A 20,080-nucleotide genomic window follows, 5' to 3' on the forward strand; every position below is an offset into this window, starting at 1 on the left:
ATAAGTAAAAGAGCGGGTAATCCACAGTTGATGAGCAGGGTAGATTCGGGGCAGCGCGGATTTCTGTCAATTTGGAAGCATATAGCGTTGGCATTTCTGGTGCTGATAGTCACTTGCTTCGCAAATTCCACTCTGCTGCTGCGAGGCAGCTATGGCGTATCGCTTGCATCTTTCTATGGGCTTCCCGCCATATCTCGAACCACTGGAAAAATGTATGCACTGATCTCGGACGATCAGGACGAATACAGTCTTTTCGAGAGTACAAGAACGTTTGGATTAATTTGGAAAAAGGTTCCAGGAATTTCAGTTGGAGTATCTTATAACGACTACCATCGAGGACACGATGTCCTTATCTCACCAGACAGCAGACTACTCTTTACCAGACATAACACAACGTTGAGCCATGGTTCCCACGTTCTTTTATCCGATGTCATCGACATCAGTGTCAGTCCACCCAAGGTTCTGGTTCAGGGCCTGATGTGTTGCGGGGCTGGTGGGCCTACGGAGAAAGAATTGGAAGGAAACCATCAACGAGTGTTGCCAATCGCCCGCGCCGCTGATCTGAAGCTCGACCCATAGAGTAATGGCTTTACTTGCATACTGCGGCCTGGAGCCGCGCAACCAAGAATCCTGATCAAACCTTAGTGCGACTTTTCTCCGAACAATGGCCGCTTCTGGCGCATAGTTGCCGTTGAACTGTTCATGTTTCCAAACAAGCTTGGCGGCAGTCGTCACCCAAAAGCCGCACGAGCGTATTGGGACAATAACAGCATCTATTCCTGCAGCAAATCCGGCCGCCGCTCTTCCGTCAGTTTGCGCGCCTGCGCCTTCCGCCATTTCTCGATCTCGCCATGATGGCCAGACGTGAGTACGGCCGGGATTTCCGTGCCCTCGAAGACCTGTGGCCGGGTATAGTGCGGATGCTCCAGCAGTCCGCCCTCGAAACTCTCGTGCACGCCGGAGAGATCATTGCCCATGACGCCGGGCAGGATGCGCACGACCGCATCGAGCAGGACGAGCGCCGCCGGTTCGCCGCCGGAAAGGATGTAATCGCCGATCGAAACCTCTTCGAGCCCGCGGCTGTCGATCACCCGCTGGTCGACGCCTTCGAACCGGCCGCAGACGATGATGGCGCCGGGGCCTGCCGCGAGTTCGCGCACGCGCTTCTGCGTTAGCGGTCGTCCGCGCGGGCTCATCAACAGCCGCGGACGGTTGTCGCCAGCCGAGGCATGATCGATCGCCTTGGCAAGGATGTCTGCCCTCAGCACCATGCCGGCGCCGCCGCCCGCGGGCGTGTCATCGACCGTGCGGTGCTTGTCTTCGGCGAAATCGCGGATCTGCACCGTATCGAGCGACCACTGGCCGCGCTCCAGCGCCTTGCCCGACAGCGAATGGCTAAGATGCCCCGGAAACATGTCCGGATAAAGCGTCAGGATTGTCGCGCGGAAGCTCATGGCCTGGCTGTCACTTCTTCTTTGGCTTGAAAGGCGCGCTCGGATCCTCGTCCTTGTCGTCGACAAGCCCGGCCGCCAGCGGATCGACCAGCATGGTTCCGGCTTCGAGATCGATTTCCAGCACCGACCATTCGGAGAACGGGATCAGCACCGGCCGCTTGCCGGGGCCCTTGAGTTCCAGCAGATCGCCGGCGCCGAAATCGAAGACACCGGTGACGGTACCATAACTCTTGCCTTCGCCGTCGAACGCTTCCAGCCCCTCGAGGTCGGCATAGAAGAATTCATCCTCGTCGAGATCGTCGTCCGGCAGGTTGTCGCGCTCGACGTAAAGATCGAGCCCGTTCAGCGCCTCGGCCGCATTGCGGTCGTTGATGCCGCGAAAGCGGACGATGACGACATTCTTCGCCTCGCGCACCTCGAGCACTTCAAAGGAACGGCCGTCCTCGGCATGAAGATGCCCGTAGTCGCCGATCGCCGCTGGTTCGGCGGCAAAGGACTTGACCCGCACTTCGCCGCGCAGGCCCTGCGCCGCGCCGATCGTTCCCATCAGGACAGGGTTGTTCAGTTTGGTCATCGCCGGGTCGTCTCCACAGTGTGCCCTTCGCATAAACGAAAACGGGCGGCATGAAAACGCCGCCCGCCTTCAAAAAAATATGCTGTCGCGCGGCTTATTCGGCAGCAGCAGCAGCGGCGTCTTCGGCCTTCTGCTTGGCTTCGGCGGCGCGTTCCTGGGCCTTCTTGCCCGGCACTGCCTTTTCCGGGTTGTTGCGGACTTCGCGGTTGGCAATGCCGGCCTCGTTGAGGAAGCGCAGAACGCGGTCGGTCGGCAGCGCGCCGTTCGACAGCCAATGCTGGATGCGCTCTTTGTTGAGTTCAACGCGCTTGGCGTCGTCCTTCTTCAGCATCGGGTTCCACGAACCGACCTTTTCCAGGAAGCGGCCGTCGCGCGGCGAACGCACGTCGGCAACGACGATCTGGTAGAACGGGCGCTTCTTGGAACCACCGCGGGCGAGACGAATTTTAAGTGCCATGTCATGTACTCCTTGAGATAATTTTCAGCCGCTTCTGACGACCGGATTGTTGGTGCTGTTTGCTTTGGGATTGATCTGGTCCGAAAACCGGTTTCCACTTTTCGGGATCAATCCTTGAGATCGGCAGCGATTGCTTCATGATGCCGGATCACCTCGTGGATGATGAAGTTCAGGAACTTCTCCGCGAAATCCGGATCCAGATGTGCGTCTTCGGCAAGCTGCCGAAGACGGGCGATCTGGTATTCCTCGCGCGCCGGGTCCGCCGGCGGCAAATTGTACTTGGCTTTCAGCACGCCCACCGCCTTGGTGCAGCGAAACCGTTCGGCCAGCATGTGGACGAGCGCCGCGTCGATGTTGTCGATCGACTGGCGATAGCTCGATAGTTCCTGTTTTACGGCGGGATCAATCATGCTCACCGATCCTCACTTCTTCTTCGGCAGGCCGGGAAGCCCCGGGAAGCCGCCGCCGAGACCGGGCAGCTTCATGCCGTTGCCCCCTAGACCGGGTAGGCCGCCCGACAATCCGCCGCCACCGGGCAGGCCCTTGCCGAGACCCGCTGCCTCGGCCTGTTTCTGCAGGGCTTCGAGCTGCTTGGGATCCATCTTCGACAGGTCCGGCATGCCGCCCATGCCGCCGCCCATGCCACCAAGTCCCATCTTGCCGGCAAGGCCGCCCATCATCTGCTTCATCATGCCGCCGCCCTTCTTGCCACCCATCATTTTCATCATGTCGGCCATCTGGCGGTGCATTTTGAGGAGCTTGTTGATTTCGCTGGCATCCGTGCCGGAGCCGGCTGCGATGCGCTTCTTGCGCGAATGCTTGAGAATATCGGGATTGGCGCGCTCGGCCTTGGTCATCGAGGAGATGATGGCGAGCTGGCGGCCGAACATCCTGTCGTCGAGGCCGGCGGCGGCCATCTTGTCCTTCATACCGGACATGCCGGGCATCAGCCCCATGATGCCACCCATGCCGCCCATCTTCTGCATTTGCCTGAGCTGGTCGGCGAGGTCGTTGAGATCGAACTTGCCGGTCTTCATCTTGGCGGCCATCGCCGCCGCCTTTTCGGCATCGATGTTTTCGGCAGCCTTCTCGACCAGCGAGATGATGTCGCCCATGCCGAGAATGCGGTCGGCGACGCGGCGCGGATGGAATTCCTCCAGCTCCGTCATCTTTTCACCAACGCCGATCAGCTTGATCGGCTTGCCGGTGACGGCACGCATCGAAAGCGCCGCACCGCCGCGGCCATCGCCGTCCATGCGGGTGAGGACAAGGCCGGTGATGCCGACGCGCTCGTCGAAATTGCGGGCGAGGTTGACGGCGTCCTGACCGGTCAGCGCATCGGCGACGAGCAGGATTTCATGCGGGTTCGAGCGGCGCTTGATCTCGGCCATCTCGATCATCAGCGGCTCGTCGATATGGGTGCGGCCGGCGGTATCGAGGATGACGATGTCATGGCCGCCGAGCTTGGCGGCCTGCACGGCGCGCGCGGCGATATCGGTCGGCGACTGGCCGGCGATAACAGGCAGCGTATCGACGCCGGTCTGCGCGCCGAGCTGGCGCAGCTGCTCTTGCGCAGCCGGACGGCGCGTATCGAGCGACGCCATCAGCACCTTCTTCTTGTCCCGCGTCGTCATGCGAAGGGCGATCTTGCCAGTCGTCGTCGTCTTGCCCGAGCCCTGCAGACCGACCATCATGATGACGACCGGCGCCGGCGCATTGAGATCGATCGGCACGCCTTCCGAACCCAGCATGTTGATGAGTTCGTCATGAACAATCTTGACAACCATCTGGCCGGGCTTGATCGACTTCAGGATTTCCGCACCGACCGCCTTTTCGCGCACCTTGTCGGTGAACGAGCGCACGACCTCGAGCGCGACGTCGGCTTCCAGAAGCGCACGGCGAACCTCGCGCAGGGCAGCCGTTACATCGGCTTCCGACAGCGCGCCACGGCCGGTCAATCCATTCAGAATGGATCCAAGGCGGTCCTGGAGACTTTCAAACATCGCTTCATCCTTGTCGTTTCGGACTTTTGGTTTTGCGCATATTCCTTTCTTTCTCGGCTTCGCCTCGAAAGGGACATGCGCGGATGCCCGAAACGTTGTGCTTTTCCTTGACGAAAACAAGACGCAAAGCCAAAAAGCACCCGAGGGCGCAACGCGCTGTCGGGTGTTGACCTCCGGGATCGCTTTATACCTTCTCAGGGTCCCGGTCGGCGGCTACAAGTCTTAGTTCTTGTCGCAGATTGCGGGCGGTAAACACGAAAGCGGCGGGAAAGTCAAGGTTTCAGACTGGCAATCGTCAAGTCAAGTCTCCAAATGCAGGACGTCGCGCCCAAAACCGCATGGAAGACGCATCACATGGCCGGAAATTCAAGACCTCGCAATCCTTATTACGCCGGCCCCGTCTCCGACCATTTCGACGGTACGTTCTTCTTCAACCCCGAAGGCGAGGCGCCGCTCGGCTTTCGGGAATTGATACGCTGGCAATTCGGCGGCGGCCGAACCGTCTGGCCGAAACAGGCACCAAGCCCCTTCCCGCCGGCAAAGCCCAACGACCGCGTCGATGCAGACGACCTGCGCGTCACCATGGTCGGCCATGCGACGCTGCTGATCCAGGTCGCCGGCCGCAATATCCTGACCGATCCGTTATGGTCTCCCCGCGCAAGCCCCTTTTCCTTTGTCGGCCCGCGGCGCGCGGTCGAGCCCGGCATCCGCTTCGAAGACCTGCCGCCGATCGATATCGTGCTCGTCACCCACAATCACTACGATCATCTCGATCTCGCCACCCTGAAATGGTTGCACGCAAAGCACGCACCGCACATCGTCACGCCGCTCGGCAACGACACGATCATCCGCCGCGCCATTTCCGCGGCGAGGATTTCCGCTGTTGACTGGGGCGACCGGCTCTCCTCTTGGGATGATATGACGATCGACTGCGAACCTTGCCACCACTGGTCGGCGCGGGGCACTCGCGATCGGCGCATGGCGCTCTGGGCCGCCTTCGTCATTTCGACGCCGGCCGGAAAGATCTACCACATCGGCGACACCGGTTTTCACGGCGGCATCAACTACCGCGCCGCCCACGAAAAACACGGACCCTTCCGCCTCGCAAACCTGCCGATCGGCGCCTATGAGCCACGCTGGTTCATGAAGGCACAGCACCAGAACCCGGCGGAAGCGGTCAAGGGCATGCAGCTCTGCAACGCGGCCTTTGTCGCAGGTCATCATTTTGCGACGATCCAGTTGACGAACGAGGGGATCGAGGAGCCGGTCGCCGCGTTGGCAAAGGCATTGAAAAAGCAGGGCGTTGCACCGGAGCATTTCCGGGCGCTGAGGGCGGGCGAGGTGTTCGATGTGCCCAAGGTTTAGCACGCACTCCTCCGTCATTCCGGCCTGACCCCGGGATCGGTCACAGGAATCCAGCCACGCGACGTCTGTCGTGTGAAAGGACTCATTTCATCCAACTCACCCGGCGTAACGGTTCCCTCGCCGCGCCGACACGCGGCGGCTGGATTCCGGTCAAGCCGGGATGACGGAGGATACGGAGCCGCCGGCGCGCGCGCTCACCATCACGCAAACGGACTCAATCCTCCGGAAACTCCCAATACTGCGGCAGATCATCCGTGATCTCGTACCAGGGCGCCTTCGACCCGACGAAGATATGTCCCGCCGGGCGGATCGACGGTGCATCCACCAGCGTGCCCATGGCAACATGGGCATAGGCGCCTTCGCGCACAACGGAGTAAAGCAGCGAGCCGCAGGTCCCGCAATGCACGTCATGCGCCTCGTTCCTGTCGCCATGAATCAGAAGGTTTTTCTCGCCTTTGACGAGGCGCAGCTTGTCCCGCTCGATCCCGGCGAAAGGCTTGAAGGCCGAACCGGTCGTGCGCCGGCAGTTCGAGCAATGACAGTTCATCGCATAGTTGAAGGAATCGTCGACCGCGTATTCAACGGTACCGCACATGCATTTGCCGGTCAGCGCGGGGATGGCGTCGAACATCTATTCTCTCCGGACGAGTCAATCATGCACCGCCAAGATACCTTTGATTGATGAGATCGCAATGGACTGAAGCCGGGCAGCGGTATCTGTCGTGTCGCTCGGCACTTCTCCCCGCTGGGGAGACGTGGGAGATCCACATTCCTCTCAAGACGGAGGTGAATTTCTCAACCGCCTCACCACTGGTAATTTCCCCTTAATTCCGCCATATACACCGCAAACGCAACGGAAGCGCCTCCATGAGCACAACGGTCGAATTCGCGAAGATGAACGGGCTTGGCAACAAGATCCTGGTCGTCGATATGCGCGGCCGCACGGACAGGATGACGCCGCAGGCCGCGATCGCGCTTAATGCCCATCTGGAAACCCGGTTCGACCAGATCATGGCGATTCATGATCCGAAGGCCCAGGGCACCGATGCATGGATCGACATCCTCAATTCCGACGGCTCGAAGGCGCAAGCCTGCGGCAATGGCACGCGCTGCGTCGTGCAGGCGTTGGCCAGTGAAACCGGCAGACGCGCTTTCACCCTCCAGACCGTAGCCGGCATCCTGAATGCCGAAGAGCATGCCGACGGAACGATTTCGGTGGACATGGGCACGCCGGTCTTCGAGTGGAGCCGCATTCCCCTGTCCGAGGAATTTTACGACACGAGCCGCATCGAGCTGCAGATCGGCCCGATCGACGACCCGATCCTGCATTCGCCCTCCGTCATGTCGATGGGCAATCCGCATGCGATCTTCTGGGTGGATCGCGACGTCATGTCATTCGATCTCGAACGGTTCGGCCCACTGCTGGAAAATCATCCGATGTTTCCCGAGCGCGCCAACATCACGCTGGCTCAGGTCACCTCGCCCTCGTCGCTGACGACCCGCACCTGGGAACGTGGCGCCGGCCTGACGCTCGCCTGCGGCTCCGCCGCCTGTTCCGCCGCAGTCTCGGCCGCCCGCACCGGCCGCACCGGCCGCAACGTGGCGATCACGGTCGCCAGCGCCACCCCGCCCGGCATTCTTTCCATCGAATGGCGCGAGCGCGACGGTCATGTCATCATGACCGGCCCGGCGGAATGGGAGTGGTCCGGCATCCTCGACCCCACGACGGGCCTCTGGTCCCGCGACGAAACCGAGGTTACAGGAAGCCGGGCGCTTTGAGCGGCGTCGATATCATAACCTTCGGCTGTCGCCTCAACACCTATGAATCCGAAGTGATGCGCGCGAAGGCCGAGAAGGCGGGGCTGAACAATGCCATCCTCGTCAACACCTGCGCCGTCACCGGCGAGGCCGTGCGCCAGGCACGTCAGGCCATCCGCCGCGCCCGCCGCGAAAACCCTGATGCCCGCATCATCGTCACCGGCTGCGCCGCTCAAGTCCAGAAACAGACCTTTGCCGACATGCCGGAAGTGGATGCCGTGCTCGGCAACGAGGAGAAACTGAAAAGCGCCTCCTACCGGTCGCTCCCCGATTTCGGCGTCTCGGCGGAAGAGAAGCTGCGTGTCAACGACATCATGAGCGTGCGCGAAACAGCACCTCAGATGGTCAGGTTGATCGAGGGACATGTGCGCGCCTTCATCCAGGTGCAGAACGGCTGCGATCACCGCTGCACCTTCTGCATCATCCCGTATGGCCGCGGCAATTCCCGCTCCGTGCCGATGGGCGCGGTCGTTGATCAGGCGCGCAAACTCGTAGAAAGCGGCTACCGCGAAATCGTGCTGACCGGCGTCGATGCGACGAGCTACGGCGCCGACCTCCCGGGCACGCCGACGCTCGGCCTGCTCGCCAGGACGCTGCTCAGTCAGGTCCCCGAAATCCGGCGCCTGCGCCTCTCCTCGATCGACAGCATCGAGGTGGACGGTCATCTGATGGACCTGATCGCTGAAGAGCCGCGCTTCATGCCGCATCTGCACCTTTCGCTGCAGCATGGCGACGACATGATCCTGAAGCGCATGAAACGCCGCCACAGCCGGGCTGACGCCCTGCATTTCATCGAGAACGTGCGCCGCCTGCGGCCGGGAACGAGCTTCGGCGCTGACATGATCGCCGGTTTTCCGACCGAGACGGAAGAGATGTTTGCGAATGCCGTGAGGCTCGCCGAAGAGGCGGGCATCGCCCATCTGCACGTCTTTCCCTATTCGCCACGAGAGGGAACGCCTGCCGCCCGCATGCCGCAGATCGACCGGGCTCTGGTCAAGGAACGCGCCGCCCGGCTGCGCGCCACTGGACTTCAGCTCCATCAGACCCATCTTGACAGCATGATCGGAACGCAGCAAAGCCTGCTCGTCGAGAACAACGGCTTGGCGCATACTGAAAATTTCACAGCGGCCGCTGTCCCCGGCCTGACGCCGCGCGATATGGTTGAGGTGACAATCACCGGCCACAATGGCAAACACCTCACGCATGTCACCCAAACCTCCTCAGCGGCCTTGGGATGACATGCAGGAAGACAAGACCTGAAGCGCGTCGCGCTTTGGACATGCAACTGACGGCCCGCGACGCGGCCCGGAGTCTTACGGATACCCCATGGCGCTCAGCTTTCTGAAAAAGGTTTTCACCTTCGGCAAAGACAAGCCGATCGAAGCCGAGCCCGCCGCCGTGCCTGCGGTCGACGAGGTCATGGATCTTGCCGAATCTGCCTTCAAGCCTGAAGAAAACCGGGCTATCGAAGCGGAGTTCGAGCCGCATTCGCGCACTGCGGACCTGCCGGTCGCCACCGATCCGGTGCTGCCGGAAGGAATGGACACGGCCGGCGGTCCCGCTGCGGATACCGCCGATGTACCGGAGTTCGAGGCAGAGACCGCGGAAGAAGAGGAACACGCCCTTCTCCCCCCGACCGAACAGATCGGCGATCTCGGCGTGATGCCGCTGTCGCTGCTGGAGGCGGAAGCCGAAGCGTCCGAGATCGAGGGAAGCGCGACACGCCCCTCTGTCCCGGAGCCTGTCCTCGGGCTTGCCGAAAGCAAAACCCGGGGGGGACATCTCCCCCTCAAGGGGGAAGATCAAACGGCGCCTGACGCAACTTCGCCGCAACTAAATGCCATCGATGCAATAAACGAGGCCGCCGCGGGCTCAATCTCCCCCCTTGAGGGGGAGATGTCGGCGGAGCCGACAGAGGGGGGTGGATCCGCCGCAATGCGGGACGCCGATACGCTCAGCGAAAGCGCGCCTCGCACGATCGCCCCTGTTGTGGTAGAGATGCCCGACAGGGCCGAGGGGGGTGACGAACTCTCCGCAAATGCAGAACCCGAACCGACGGCCGAAATTGCCCTCCCCAAGGGCTTCGCCCCGGGCCGCGCCCCGGAGCCTGAGCCGGAAGCGCCGAAACAGAAACTCACCTGGTTCCAGCGCCTGCGCCACGGCCTTGCACGCACCTCGTCGCAGCTGACCGGCCAGATCACGGCGCTCTTCACCAAGCGCAAGCTCGACGATGAGACGTTGCAAGATCTGGAAGATCTCTTGATCCAGGCCGATCTCGGTGTCGAGACGGCGCTGCGGGTCACCGACACACTGGCCTCCGAGCGCTACGGCAAGGACGTAACCGGCGAGGATGTCACCCGCATCATGGCGGCCGAAATCACCAAGGTCCTTGCCCCGGTCGCCAAGCCGCTACAGCTCGACCTCTCTCATAAGCCGCATGTCATCCTCGTCGTCGGCGTCAACGGCACCGGCAAGACGACGACCATCGGCAAGCTTGCCGCCAAGCTTTCGGGCGCCGGCCTGAAGGTCATGCTTGCCGCCGGCGACACGTTCCGCGCGGCAGCCATCGAACAGCTGAAGATCTGGGCCGAGCGCACCAAGTCCGACATCGTCTCCTCTAGGCTCGGCGCCGATGCCGCCGGCCTCGCCTACGAGGCCTTCGAGCAGGCCCGCCAGAAGAAAAGCGACGTGCTGATCATCGATACCGCCGGCCGGCTGCAGAACCGCGCCGAGTTGATGGCCGAACTTGAGAAGATCGTCCGCGTGCTGGGCAAGCTCGATCCGGACGCGCCGCACACCGTGCTGCAGACGCTCGATGCCACCACTGGCCAGAACGCCCTCAATCAGGTCGAGATCTTCCGCAATGTCGCCGGCGTCAACGGCCTGATCATGACCAAGCTCGACGGCACGGCGCGCGGCGGCATCCTCGTTGCCATCTCTGCCAAGCACAAGTTGCCGGTCTATTTCATCGGCGTCGGTGAAGGCGTGGATGATCTCGAGCCTTTCGAGGCCAGCGACTTTGCCCATGCCATTGCCGGGATTGCCCATTGATGCCACGCCGTGGGAAGCGTACATGGCGGGGCGAAACAAAAAGGGTTTGACCGATCCCATGAAATTCGAAAGCGACACCACGCCCACTAGCGCCGACCGGCACCATCCCATGCTCAAGCTGGCGCTGGAACTCGGACCGCTGCTCGTCTTCTTCTTCGCCAATCTACGCGGTGAATGGCTGGCTGCGAACTTTCCGGTTCTGTCCTTGCTCGGCGGGCCGCTTTTCATCGCAAGCGGTCTCTTCATGGCGGCGACAGTGATTTCGCTCGTCGTTTCCAAGGTCGTGCTTGGCCACCTGCCCATCATGCCCTTCATATCGGGCATCGTCGTCATCGTCTTCGGCGGCCTCGGCATCTATCTGCAGGACGAACTCTTCTTCAAGATGAAGCCGACCATCATCAACACGCTGTTCGGTGTCGTGCTGCTGGGCGGCCTTGCCTTCGGTAAATCGCTGCTCGGTTATGTCTTCAACGCCGCCTTCCAACTCGATGCGGAAGGCTGGCGCAAGCTGACGCTGCGCTGGGGTGTGTTCTTTCTGTTCCTTGCCATCCTCAATGAGATCGTCTGGCGCGGCGCCAACGCCTATTATCTGCCCGACGCCAAGGCCGCCGACGATTTCTGGGTCGCTTTCAAGGTCTGGGGTACCATGCCGGTCACGCTCGCCTTCACCATGTTCCAGATGCCGCTGATCATGAAGCACTCGCCGAATCCGCCGGAAGAGGCCGGCAAGTGAGCGCCATTGACGCTCGGAACCCCGCGCAACGGCAAACCGCTTGGCTTCTCGCCTGCGCCGCCATCCTCGGCCTGCAGATCGTCATCCAATATTTGATGGGCCGGACGCCGATCTGCGAGTGCGGCTATGTCAAGCTGTTCGAGCCCGTTGCCAACGGTCCCGGCAATTCTCAGCACCTGGCCGACTGGTACACGCCGTCGCATATCATTCACGGCTTCCTGTTCTACGGCCTCGCCCGCCTGTTGCTGCGCCGCAAGCCGCTGGCCGCAAAATTGCTGCTCGCGCTCCTCGTCGAATCCGGCTGGGAACTGCTGGAAAACTCGCCCATCATCATCGACCGCTATCGCACGGCGACCATCTCGCTCGACTATTACGGCGACAGCATTCTGAATTCGGCGATGGACACGATCTTCATGACGCTGGGTTTTTTGCTTGCCTGGCGCGCGCCGGTCGCCGCCACCGTCGCCATTGCAATAGCCTTCGAGATTTTCACCGGCTGGCTGATCCGCGATAACCTCACCTTGAACGTGGTGATGCTGGTTTATCCGCTGGAAGTGGTGAAGGCGTGGCAGAGCGGTCTTTGAGACACACCGCCGGGCGCTGTCATTAAGGAGGCCGGCCGTTTGCAAAGGATGCTCGGATCAAGCCCGAGCATGACTGAAAAGAGAGGTCGGTCCGGGTCTCAGGAGCCAGCCACAGCCTTCTCGATTGCCGGGTACAGCCCTTCCTTCAGGCTTTTCTCGTCGAACGGACCGACGCGCTTGTAGACGATGATACCGTTGGCGTCGACCAGATAGGACTCCGGAATGCCGTAGACGCCCCAGTCGATCGCCGCCTTGCCGCGCGGATCGATGCCGACGGCGGAGAACGGATTGCCGAGTTCGCCGAGGAACCGCAGCGCATTGTCCGTCTGGTCCTTGTAGTTGATCCCGACCACCGTCAGCCGCGTGTCCTTGGCGAGCTCAAGAATGATCGGATTTTCCTCGCGGCAGGGCACGCACCAGGACGCCCAGACATTGACCAGCGTCAGCTTGCCCTTGATCGCCGCGTCGGTCAGCGCCGGCATGGCAGCCCCCTTGAAGGTCGCGCCTTCGAGCGGCGGCAGGTCGAGCGACGGCGCCTTGGTGCCGATCAACGCGGAGGGGATTTCGCTGATATTCCGGCCAGAATCGAGCTGGCTCCAGAAAATCACCGCCAACCCGGCAAAAATCAGAAGCGGGAGAGCCGCAAAGACGATGCGCATCTTGCCCGGCCGGCCCGGCTCGATCGGTGTCTCGACGCTCATTGCGCCTCTCCGGCCTGCGCCGACCGGCGGCGGATGCCGGCGTCATCGAGCGTCTGCAATTCGCGGCGGCGGGCGCGTCCATCGGCCCAGACCCAGAGGCTGAGCACCGCAACGATGACGGCGGCGATGCCATAGCTGGCGGCGACGTAGGCGGTGTGGGTCATCATGATCAGACCTCCCGGCCCGCGGCCCTCGCCGCCTGGCGGCGCATCGAGGTCACCCGGCGGCGCCAGATCTCGTTGCGCATCGCGGCGACATGCAGCGTGAAGAACAGAAGCGTGAAGGCAACGGCCATCACCAGCAGCGGCCACAGGAACTCCGGATCGATCGAGGAGCCGCCGAGCCTGAGAACACTTGCGGGCTGATGCAGCGTGTTCCACCATTCGACCGAGAACTTGATGATCGGAATGTTGACGAAGCCAACGAGGATCAGGACGGCCGACACCTTCGCCGCCTTTCCGGGGTCGTCCATCGCTCGGTTGAGCGCGATCAGCCCGAGATACATCAGGAAGAGCACGAAAACCGAGGTCAGGCGCGCGTCCCAGACCCACCAGGTGCCCCACATCGGCTTGCCCCAGAGGGAGCCGGTGACGAGCGCGAGAAAGGTGAAACAGGCGCCGATGGGTGCTGCGGCCCGGGCAGAAACATCGGCGAGCGGGTGCCGCCAGACCAGCGTTCCGAGCGCCGACATCGCCATCACCGTGTAGCACATCATCGACAACCAGGCGGCAGGCACGTGCACATACATGATGCGCACCGTCTCGCCCTGCTGGTAGTCGCCCTCGGTGGTGAAGGAAAGGGTGAGCCCGATCGCAAACAGCCCCGCCGTCAGACCGGCAAGCCACGGCAGGACGCGCGCCGCCAGGACTAGAAACCGGGTGGGATTGGCAAGGTCGCTGAACTTGCGGATGGCCAGACTGTTTTCGCTCATGATGCTTCTTTAACGCCGAAGCGCCTTTTCTTCAATGAAGACTGTGCGATCACATTTGCGTCAGAGCGCCACGCGTTCAATGAACGCGTAAAGGTCGCTCCATTTTTTAATTCTAGAAGACGGAATGCCCTAGTCCGACGCGGAGCGCAGCGCCAGTGCCGCCGAGAGCGGTCCGATCACCGCAAAGAAAAGCGTGATCGCGATCAATATCAGGAAAGGCGGCAGGAATGGTGCGGGATCCTCGACAGCCGCATAGGCTGCACTGACGCCGAAGATTAGGACCGGAATGGTGAGCGGCAACACCAGTATCGACACCAGCAGTCCACCGCGCGGCAGCGTTACAGCAACAGCAGCACCGGCCGCGCCGATGAGGGCGATGGCAGGCGTGCCGGCGAGCAGCGTCAGCATGGTCGCGCCGATCGCAAGCTCGTTCATGTTCATGAACAGCCCCAGCAGCGGCGAGGCGATCACCAGCGGCAGGCCGGTCGCCGCCCAGTGTGCAAGGCACTTCACCAGCACCGTCAGCACCAGCGGCGTCTCCTGCATCAGCAGCAGGTCCAGCGATCCATCCTCGCGCTCCGCCTGGAACAGCCGGTCGAGGCCGAGGAGCGAGGCAAGCAGCGCGCCGATCCAGAGGATCGCCGGGCCGATGCGTGAGAGCAGGTTGAGATCCGGACCGACGGCGAACGGCACGACGGCGACCACCGTCATGAAGAACAGCACGCCGATCAGAGCCCCGCCGCCGGCGCGCATTGCGAGTTTGAGGTCGCGGAGGAAGAGGGAGGTCATAAAGCGATCCCCGGAATGTTTGGCGAAGGCCCCCTCATCCGGCCCTTCGGGCCACCTTCTCCCCGCTGGGGAGAAGAGGGAGCGGATGTCTGCTCCCTAAAACCCGATGCACTCTCGAAACCAGAGGCTCCTGATTTTCGGCCGGCCGGCCGCAGACACCCTCTTCTCCCCAGCGGGGAGAAGGTGGCCCGAAGGGCCGGATGAGGGGGGGTGGCACGGCAAGGAGCCAGTCGATCTCCCCCCTTGAGGGGGGGGTGCCCGACAGGGCAGAGAGGGGTAAATGCGGCAAACTCGATCCTCAAACAACTTCCCCCGCAAACCCCGTCATCCGCAATTCCCTCCCCTCAACCCCCAGTGGCTGATGCGTCGCTGCCACGACGATGCCGCCCGTGCCGAGATGGTGCGTTACCAGAGCGGCGAACAACTGGTCAGCACGCGCATCGAGCGCCGCCGTCGGCTCGTCGAGGAGCCAGATCGGACGATGGGCGACGAGCAGCTTGGCCATCGCCATCCGCCGCTGCTGACCGGCCGACAGATAGCCGAACGGCAGGTGCGAGATGCCGCCGAGCCCCAGCGCTTCGGTGGCCTCCTCAATGCCCGTCCCGGACCTGCCGGTCGAATCACCCATGAAGGATTTCCAGAAGGAAAGATTTTCAGCGACCGTGAGTTCGCGCTTCATCGCATTGCGGTGGCCGAGATAGTGGCAGAGTTCGCGCGGGTGGCCGATTGCCGACGCCACTCCGTCCAGTCGCACCGTGCCGGATTCAGCCGCCAGAAGGCCTGCCAGAACGCGCAGCAGCGTCGACTTTCCCGACCCGTTCGGCCCCGTCACGACAAGGGCTTGTCCGGCCTTGAGAATGAACGAAATGTCGTGGAAAATCAGGTCCTCGCCGCGCTTCGCACTGAGGCCTTCGACGACGAGGCTGATCGGCATTCACATTCCTTTTACGACGTTCGTCGCAACGCAAAAAAATTGTCTCAAATTGGTTGACGTTGGTCTGGCACGTTCCGGAGAAATTATCTATAACCGCCCCAACACGCCAGCGGTCGGCGTGAATTTCATCCTAGCGCCGAACATGGAATGATTTCCACGTACGGACAGCGGAAATGGCCGTACCCGCATCCCATATCGCGCATATTGCGCTCGGGCGTTCGTACGTCACTTTTGGCGATCAAACGGAACGGGGTATCCAGTGTCCAAATCCCTTGACAGTTTCAATTGTCGGTCGACGCTCTCGGTCAACGGCACAGACTATGTCTATTTCAGCCTGCCGAAAGCCGAAGCGAACGGCCTAACCGGCGTTTCCAAGCTCCCCTATTCGATGAAGGTGCTGCTCGAGAACCTGCTGCGCAACGAAGACGACCGCTCGGTCACCAAGCAGGACATTCTGAACGTCGCCGCCTGGCTCACCGATAAGGGAACGGCCGAAAACGAAATCGCCTACCGCCCCGCCCGCGTGCTGATGCAGGACTTCACCGGCGTCCCGGCCGTGGTCGACCTCGCCGCGATGCGCGACGCCATGGTTTCGCTCGGCGGCGATCCGGAAAAGATCAATCCGCTGGTGCCTGTCGATCTTGTCATCGACCATTCCGTCATCGTTGACGAATTCGGTACACCGACTGCCTTTGCCAAGAACGTCGAGCTCGAATACGCGCGCAACGGCGAACGCTACCGCTTCCTGAAGTGGGGCCAGCAGGCGTTCAAGAATTTCCGCGTCGTTCCGCCCGGCACCGGCATCTGTCATCAGGTGAACCTCGAATATCTCGGCCAGACCGTCTGGACGAAGGAAGAAGACGGCGAGATCACCGCCTATCCGGATACCTGCGTCGGCACCGACAGCCATACGACCATGATCAACGGTCTCGGCGTCCTCGGCTGGGGCGTTGGCGGCATCGAAGCGGAAGCGGCCATGCTCGGCCAACCCGTCTCCATGCTCCTGCCGGAAGTTATCGGCTTCAAGCTGACCGGCAAGCTCAAGGAAGGCGTCACCGCCACCGACCTCGTCCTGATGGTCGTGCAGATGCTGCGCAAGAAGGGCGTCGTTTCGAAGTTCGTTGAATTCTTCGGTTCCGGCCTCGACAACATGACGCTCGCCGACCGCGCGACGATCGGCAACATGGGTCCGGAATATGGCGCGACCTGCGGCTTCTTCCCGGTCGATTCCGAAACCATCAACTACCTCACCATGTCCGGCCGCGAAGAACAGCGCATCGCGCTGGTCGAAGCCTATTCCAAGGCGCAAGGCATGTGGCGGGAAGGTGACGGCGCCGACCTCGTCTTCACCGACACGCTCGAGCTCGACCTCGGCGACGTGGTTCCCGCCATGGCGGGTCCGAAGCGTCCGGAAGGCCGCATCCCGCTCGAAAACATCGCTTCGGGCTTCGCTGGTTCGCTTGAGAGCGACTACAAGAAGCCCGGTCAGCTTTCCGCCCGCTATCCGGTCGAAGGCATGGACTACGATATCGGTCACGGTGACGTGGCGATTGCGGCCATCACCTCCTGCACCAATACGTCCAACCCGTCCGTGCTCATCGCGGCCGGCCTTCTTGCCCGCAACGCCGTTGCCAAAGGCCTGAAGACCAAGCCGTGGGTCAAGACCTCGCTCGCGCCCGGAAGCCAGGTAGTCGGCGAGTACCTTGCCAAATCCGGCCTGCAGGCTGACCTCGACAAGCTCGGCTTCAACCTCGTCGGCTTCGGTTGCACGACCTGCATCGGCAATTCCGGCCCGCTGCCGGCGCCGATCTCGAAGACGATCAACGAGAAGGGCCTGATTATGTCCGGCGTTCTCTCGGGCAACCGCAACTTCGAAGGCCGTATCTCGCCGGACGTCCAGGCCAACTACCTCGCCTCGCCGCCGCTGGTCGTTGCCTATGCGCTCGCCGGCACCGTGCAGAAGGACCTGACGACCGAGCCGCTTGGAACGGGCAGCGATGGCCAGCCGGTCTATCTCAAGGATATCTGGCCGACCTCGCAGGAAATCCAGGAATTCATCCTGAAATACGTCACCCGCGCGCTCTACGCATCGAAATATGCCGACGTGTTCAACGGCGACGAGAACTGGCAGGCGGTTCAGGTTCCGGCAGGCCAGACCTATGCATGGGACGACGACTCGACCTATGTGCAGAACCCACCCTATTTTGTCGGCATGGGCAAGACCGGCTCGGGCATCTCCGATATCAAGGGCGCCCGCGTGCTCGGCCTGTTCGGCGACAAAATCACTACCGACCACATCTCGCCGGCCGGCTCGATCAAGGCGGCCTCTCCGGCTGGCGCGTACCTCATCGATCATGGCGTCGGCGTTGCCGACTTCAACCAGTACGGCACGCGCCGCGGCAACCATGAAGTGATGATGCGCGGCACATTCGCCAATATCCGCATCCGCAACCACATGATGGGACCGAATGGCAAGGAAGGCGGCTATACGATCCACTATCCTTCGAAGGAAGAGATGTCGATCTACGACGCGGCCATGCAGTACAAGGCCGAGGGCGTTCCGCTCGTCATCTTCGCCGGTGTCGAATACGGCAACGGCTCCTCGCGCGACTGGGCGGCCAAGGGCACCAACCTGCTCGGCGTCAAGGCCGTGATCGCCCAATCCTTCGAGCGCATCCACCGCTCCAACCTCGTCGGCATGGGGATCGTGCCCTTCGTCTTCGAGCAGGGTACGACCTGGGAATCGCTCGACCTCAAGGGCGACGAGCTTGTCACCATCGACAATCTCACCAATGTTCAGCCGCGCGAGAAGCGGGTGGCAAAGATCACCTACAGCGACGGCACGGTGAAGGAAGTTCCGCTCATCTGCCGCATCGATACGCTCGATGAGGTGACCTACATGAACAATGGCGGCATCCTGCAGACCGTTCTGCGCGATCTCGCCGCCTGATCACGCCGGGTGAAAACAGGGGCCGGGGCTGCAAAAGCCCCGGCCTTTTTGCGTTCTGGCGCGCTAAAGATCTGCTATGCCGCGCGGCTCACTCCAACGTGACTTTCTGTTGAAAGACGAGCGGCGTATGAAAAGGCTTCCAATTGCTTCGCAGCTCCCCCGTGTCCTTGAAATGGAACTCCCGATGCCTGGATCACTTCACCTTCGCCGCATCATGCTCGCCTGCGGCCTTGGCGTTATGGCACTGCCGGTCGCCGCCGGCCAACCGGCAGGTGTCGTCGAACTGTTCACCAGCCAGGGCTGTTCCTCCTGCCCGCCGGCGGATGCGGCCCTGAAGAAACTCATCGACGACGGCAAGGTCGTCGCACTTTCCTATCACGTCGATTACTGGAACTATCTCGGCTGGGCCGACACGCTCGCCACCAAGGACAACACTGCCCGGCAATATGCCTATGCCCGGATGCTCGGCCGCAGCGGCGTCTATACGCCCCAGGCCATCCTCAACGGGCGTGACCACATCAACGGCGCTGATCTCGATGGCATCAACCGGCGGCTGGCGGAAATGAGCGTCAAAGGCAAGGGCTTGGCCGTTCCGATCAACGCGGCGGTGCGCAAGGATGAGGTCGACATCAACGTCGGCGCCGGCAATGGCAAGGCCAATGTCGTCGTCGTCTATTTCAACCGCGAACACCTGGTGGACGTCAAGAAGGGCGAAAACAGCGGCAAGCGAATCTCCTACTGGCACTCCGTGCGCGATATCCAGACGATCGGCATGTGGGACGGCAAACCGGTCAGTTTCGTGCTGCCGGCCTCGGTCCTCAACGAGGGTGAAAACGGCGGCTGTGCCGTGCTCTTGCAGAAGATGAAGGATAATGAAACCCCTGGTGCGATCCTCGGCGCGACGACCGTCATGGCGGACAGCGCCGCCAACTGACTTTGCAGAATTATGGTTCGGCCCGGCAGCATCGAGGGGCTGGGGCTGAGGGTTCGAAGATACCGGACCGAACCGGCCATGTTTCTTGGCAACGGACGCTGCCAGGAAACATGACGTTTGGAGTGGCCGCGCCCGATGGACGCTGGATGGCCAACCACTCCAAGACTGCATCCGCTCGAAAAACGCATTCCCCGAGCAGACAGGCAGACCGGACACCTGGGAGGACTCCCCTATGTCGGCGCGGGCGAGTGTCGTTTCGAATTGGGGCACGGTTTTGGCTGAAATGCGGCACAAAGAAAAAAGTCTCTGGCAATCCTGGGCCGCTTGCGGCTTGCATTTCGGCGAAGGTCAGGCAAACTGTAACCGTCCTGTCACAATAAAGCCGGGGTAACGATGACCGATCAGCCGGATTTGCCGCAAGGCGAGACCCGTTCCGAAAGGCAGCCAACCTCCAATGTGGTTGTCCAACTGCACGAATACCGCAGCAGCAGCCAGGACCCGCTTCCCGTCACCTTTCACCGCTGGGAACTCGACCTGATCCTCAGGGTTTACGGTCGCATGGTTGGCGAGGGCGAATGGCGCGACTATGCGATGGACCACCTGCGCGACAGGGCGGTCTTCTCGGTATTCAAGCGCTCCGGCGAAATGCCGCTCTTCCGGATCGAGAAAAACCCCAAGCTGGCAGCAAAGCAGGGCGCGTACAGCGTCGTCAACACCCAAGGGATGATCCTGAAACGCGGCCATGACCTGCAGCAGGTTCTGAAAGTGTTCGACAAGATGCTGAAGCTGATCGAAACCTGAT

The 20,080-nt window shown here is 61.8% G+C and carries 21 protein-coding genes; 10 read left to right on the forward strand and 11 right to left on the reverse strand.

The window, feature by feature from the left end; genetic code table 11:
- Window positions 1-87 precede the first annotated feature (87 nt).
- On the forward strand, window positions 88-579 hold the full coding sequence (locus ACSQ2Z_RS01760) for a hypothetical protein (RefSeq protein ID WP_436079627.1): 492 nt from the start codon (window positions 88-90) through the stop codon (window positions 577-579).
- Window positions 580-773: 194 nt separating this feature from the next.
- Here the strand turns inward: ACSQ2Z_RS01760 and trmD are convergent, their stop codons facing one another.
- The 5 genes from trmD to ffh all read right to left on the reverse strand — a co-directional run bounded on the left by trmD (window position 774) and on the right by ffh (window position 4,488).
- Window positions 774-1,454 (reverse strand): tRNA (guanosine(37)-N1)-methyltransferase TrmD, encoded by a 681-nt coding sequence (trmD, locus tag ACSQ2Z_RS01765; RefSeq protein WP_436079628.1) that lies wholly within the window; start codon window positions 1,452-1,454, stop codon window positions 774-776.
- A gap of 10 nt (window positions 1,455-1,464) precedes the next feature.
- On the reverse strand, window positions 1,465-2,028 hold the full coding sequence (gene rimM / locus ACSQ2Z_RS01770; RefSeq protein ID WP_436079629.1) for a ribosome maturation factor RimM: 564 nt from the start codon (window positions 2,026-2,028) through the stop codon (window positions 1,465-1,467).
- Between the two features lie 94 nt (window positions 2,029-2,122).
- Complete coding sequence (gene rpsP, locus ACSQ2Z_RS01775; RefSeq protein WP_436079630.1) at window positions 2,123-2,485, reverse strand: 30S ribosomal protein S16; 363 nt, start codon at window positions 2,483-2,485, stop codon at window positions 2,123-2,125.
- A gap of 107 nt (window positions 2,486-2,592) precedes the next feature.
- Window positions 2,593-2,895 (reverse strand): chorismate mutase, encoded by a 303-nt coding sequence (locus ACSQ2Z_RS01780; protein WP_113003733.1) that lies wholly within the window; start codon window positions 2,893-2,895, stop codon window positions 2,593-2,595.
- A gap of 12 nt (window positions 2,896-2,907) precedes the next feature.
- Window positions 2,908-4,488: a signal recognition particle protein gene (ffh, locus tag ACSQ2Z_RS01785; protein WP_436079631.1), complete on the reverse strand. Its 1,581-nt coding sequence runs from the start codon at window positions 4,486-4,488 to the stop codon at window positions 2,908-2,910.
- A gap of 354 nt (window positions 4,489-4,842) precedes the next feature.
- On the opposite strand from ffh, the gene ACSQ2Z_RS01790 reads away from it, so the two are divergent.
- The gene (locus ACSQ2Z_RS01790; protein WP_436079632.1) at window positions 4,843-5,853 is read left to right on the forward strand and encodes an MBL fold metallo-hydrolase; all 1,011 of its coding nucleotides are present in this window, start codon (window positions 4,843-4,845) and stop codon (window positions 5,851-5,853) included.
- Between the two features lie 214 nt (window positions 5,854-6,067).
- Here ACSQ2Z_RS01790 and ACSQ2Z_RS01795 read toward each other — a convergent pair whose 3' ends face one another.
- Window positions 6,068-6,484: a GFA family protein gene (locus ACSQ2Z_RS01795; RefSeq protein WP_436079633.1), complete on the reverse strand. Its 417-nt coding sequence runs from the start codon at window positions 6,482-6,484 to the stop codon at window positions 6,068-6,070.
- Window positions 6,485-6,720: 236 nt separating this feature from the next.
- On the opposite strand from ACSQ2Z_RS01795, the gene dapF reads away from it, so the two are divergent.
- The 5 genes from dapF (at window position 6,721) to ACSQ2Z_RS01820 (ending at window position 12,039) form a co-directional block, all read left to right on the forward strand.
- Entirely contained in the window at window positions 6,721-7,632 is a 912-nt protein-coding gene (gene dapF / locus ACSQ2Z_RS01800) for a diaminopimelate epimerase (protein ID WP_436079634.1), read from the forward strand.
- Window positions 7,629-8,909 carry a tRNA (N(6)-L-threonylcarbamoyladenosine(37)-C(2))-methylthiotransferase MtaB gene (mtaB, locus tag ACSQ2Z_RS01805; protein WP_436079635.1) on the forward strand — a complete coding sequence of 427 codons (1,281 nt, stop codon included), beginning with the start codon at window positions 7,629-7,631 and terminating at the stop codon, window positions 8,907-8,909. Before dapF ends, mtaB begins: the two co-directional genes overlap by 4 nt.
- Before the next feature lie 88 nt (window positions 8,910-8,997).
- The gene (gene ftsY, locus ACSQ2Z_RS01810; protein ID WP_436079636.1) at window positions 8,998-10,722 is read left to right on the forward strand and encodes a signal recognition particle-docking protein FtsY; all 1,725 of its coding nucleotides are present in this window, start codon (window positions 8,998-9,000) and stop codon (window positions 10,720-10,722) included.
- A gap of 58 nt (window positions 10,723-10,780) precedes the next feature.
- A complete protein-coding gene (locus ACSQ2Z_RS01815) occupies window positions 10,781-11,455 on the forward strand; it encodes a septation protein A (protein WP_436079637.1) in 675 nt (224 codons plus the stop codon).
- Window positions 11,452-12,039 (forward strand): DUF2585 domain-containing protein, encoded by a 588-nt coding sequence (locus ACSQ2Z_RS01820; RefSeq protein ID WP_436079638.1) that lies wholly within the window; start codon window positions 11,452-11,454, stop codon window positions 12,037-12,039. The genes ACSQ2Z_RS01815 and ACSQ2Z_RS01820 overlap by 4 nt, the downstream gene beginning before the upstream one ends.
- 98 nt (window positions 12,040-12,137) lie before the next feature.
- On the opposite strand, the gene ACSQ2Z_RS01825 is transcribed toward ACSQ2Z_RS01820, so the two are convergent.
- From ACSQ2Z_RS01825 to ccmA, 5 genes are all read right to left on the reverse strand, one after another.
- Entirely contained in the window at window positions 12,138-12,740 is a 603-nt protein-coding gene (locus tag ACSQ2Z_RS01825) for a DsbE family thiol:disulfide interchange protein (protein WP_436079639.1), read from the reverse strand.
- Entirely contained in the window at window positions 12,737-12,907 is a 171-nt protein-coding gene (gene ccmD, locus ACSQ2Z_RS01830) for a heme exporter protein CcmD (protein ID WP_436079640.1), read from the reverse strand. Before ccmD ends, ACSQ2Z_RS01825 begins: the two co-directional genes overlap by 4 nt.
- 2 nt (window positions 12,908-12,909) lie before the next feature.
- Entirely contained in the window at window positions 12,910-13,671 is a 762-nt protein-coding gene (locus ACSQ2Z_RS01835; RefSeq protein WP_436079641.1) for a heme ABC transporter permease, read from the reverse strand.
- 129 nt (window positions 13,672-13,800) lie between these two features.
- Complete coding sequence (gene ccmB / locus ACSQ2Z_RS01840) at window positions 13,801-14,460, reverse strand: heme exporter protein CcmB (RefSeq protein ID WP_436079642.1); 660 nt, start codon at window positions 14,458-14,460, stop codon at window positions 13,801-13,803.
- 298 nt (window positions 14,461-14,758) lie between these two features.
- Complete coding sequence (gene ccmA / locus ACSQ2Z_RS01845; RefSeq protein WP_436082940.1) at window positions 14,759-15,388, reverse strand: heme ABC exporter ATP-binding protein CcmA; 630 nt, start codon at window positions 15,386-15,388, stop codon at window positions 14,759-14,761.
- 265 nt (window positions 15,389-15,653) lie between these two features.
- Here ccmA and acnA point away from each other — a divergent pair, with 265 nt between their 5' ends.
- The 3 genes from acnA (at window position 15,654) to ACSQ2Z_RS01860 (ending at window position 20,079) form a co-directional block, all read left to right on the forward strand.
- The gene (gene acnA, locus ACSQ2Z_RS01850; protein WP_436079643.1) at window positions 15,654-18,344 is read left to right on the forward strand and encodes an aconitate hydratase AcnA; all 2,691 of its coding nucleotides are present in this window, start codon (window positions 15,654-15,656) and stop codon (window positions 18,342-18,344) included.
- 214 nt (window positions 18,345-18,558) lie between these two features.
- Window positions 18,559-19,278 (forward strand): DUF1223 domain-containing protein, encoded by a 720-nt coding sequence (locus ACSQ2Z_RS01855; protein WP_436082941.1) that lies wholly within the window; start codon window positions 18,559-18,561, stop codon window positions 19,276-19,278.
- 393 nt (window positions 19,279-19,671) lie between these two features.
- Entirely contained in the window at window positions 19,672-20,079 is a 408-nt protein-coding gene (locus tag ACSQ2Z_RS01860; protein WP_436079644.1) for a DUF2794 domain-containing protein, read from the forward strand.
- The last annotated feature ends 1 nt before the right edge of the window (window position 20,080 follow it).

Origin of the sequence: Pararhizobium sp. LjRoot235 (assembly GCF_964254145.1) — a bacterium.
Taxonomy (GTDB): domain Bacteria; phylum Pseudomonadota; class Alphaproteobacteria; order Rhizobiales; family Rhizobiaceae; genus Pararhizobium.

Excerpts from the sequence above, each read along its gene's own strand:
- ACSQ2Z_RS01855 (WP_436082941.1), top strand. The coding sequence starts at position 18,559 with ATGCTCGCCTGCGGCCTTGGCGTTATGGCACTGCCGGTCGCCGCCGGC.
- ACSQ2Z_RS01795 (WP_436079633.1), bottom strand. The coding sequence starts at position 6,484 with ATGTTCGACGCCATCCCCGCGCTGACCGGCAAATGCATGTGCGGTACC.
- ACSQ2Z_RS01790 (WP_436079632.1), top strand. The coding sequence starts at position 4,843 with ATGGCCGGAAATTCAAGACCTCGCAATCCTTATTACGCCGGCCCCGTC.
- ccmB (WP_436079642.1), bottom strand. The coding sequence starts at position 14,460 with ATGACCTCCCTCTTCCTCCGCGACCTCAAACTCGCAATGCGCGCCGGC.
- rimM (WP_436079629.1), bottom strand. The coding sequence starts at position 2,028 with ATGACCAAACTGAACAACCCTGTCCTGATGGGAACGATCGGCGCGGCG.
- ccmD (WP_436079640.1), bottom strand. The coding sequence starts at position 12,907 with ATGATGACCCACACCGCCTACGTCGCCGCCAGCTATGGCATCGCCGCC.
- ACSQ2Z_RS01835 (WP_436079641.1), bottom strand. The coding sequence starts at position 13,671 with ATGAGCGAAAACAGTCTGGCCATCCGCAAGTTCAGCGACCTTGCCAAT.
- ACSQ2Z_RS01780 (WP_113003733.1), bottom strand. The coding sequence starts at position 2,895 with ATGATTGATCCCGCCGTAAAACAGGAACTATCGAGCTATCGCCAGTCG.
- ACSQ2Z_RS01815 (WP_436079637.1), top strand. The coding sequence starts at position 10,781 with ATGAAATTCGAAAGCGACACCACGCCCACTAGCGCCGACCGGCACCAT.
- ffh (WP_436079631.1), bottom strand. The coding sequence starts at position 4,488 with ATGTTTGAAAGTCTCCAGGACCGCCTTGGATCCATTCTGAATGGATTG.
- dapF (WP_436079634.1), top strand. The coding sequence starts at position 6,721 with ATGAGCACAACGGTCGAATTCGCGAAGATGAACGGGCTTGGCAACAAG.
- rpsP (WP_436079630.1), bottom strand. The coding sequence starts at position 2,485 with ATGGCACTTAAAATTCGTCTCGCCCGCGGTGGTTCCAAGAAGCGCCCG.
- ACSQ2Z_RS01825 (WP_436079639.1), bottom strand. The coding sequence starts at position 12,740 with ATGAGCGTCGAGACACCGATCGAGCCGGGCCGGCCGGGCAAGATGCGC.
- ACSQ2Z_RS01860 (WP_436079644.1), top strand. The coding sequence starts at position 19,672 with ATGACCGATCAGCCGGATTTGCCGCAAGGCGAGACCCGTTCCGAAAGG.
- ftsY (WP_436079636.1), top strand. The coding sequence starts at position 8,998 with ATGGCGCTCAGCTTTCTGAAAAAGGTTTTCACCTTCGGCAAAGACAAG.
- trmD (WP_436079628.1), bottom strand. The coding sequence starts at position 1,454 with ATGAGCTTCCGCGCGACAATCCTGACGCTTTATCCGGACATGTTTCCG.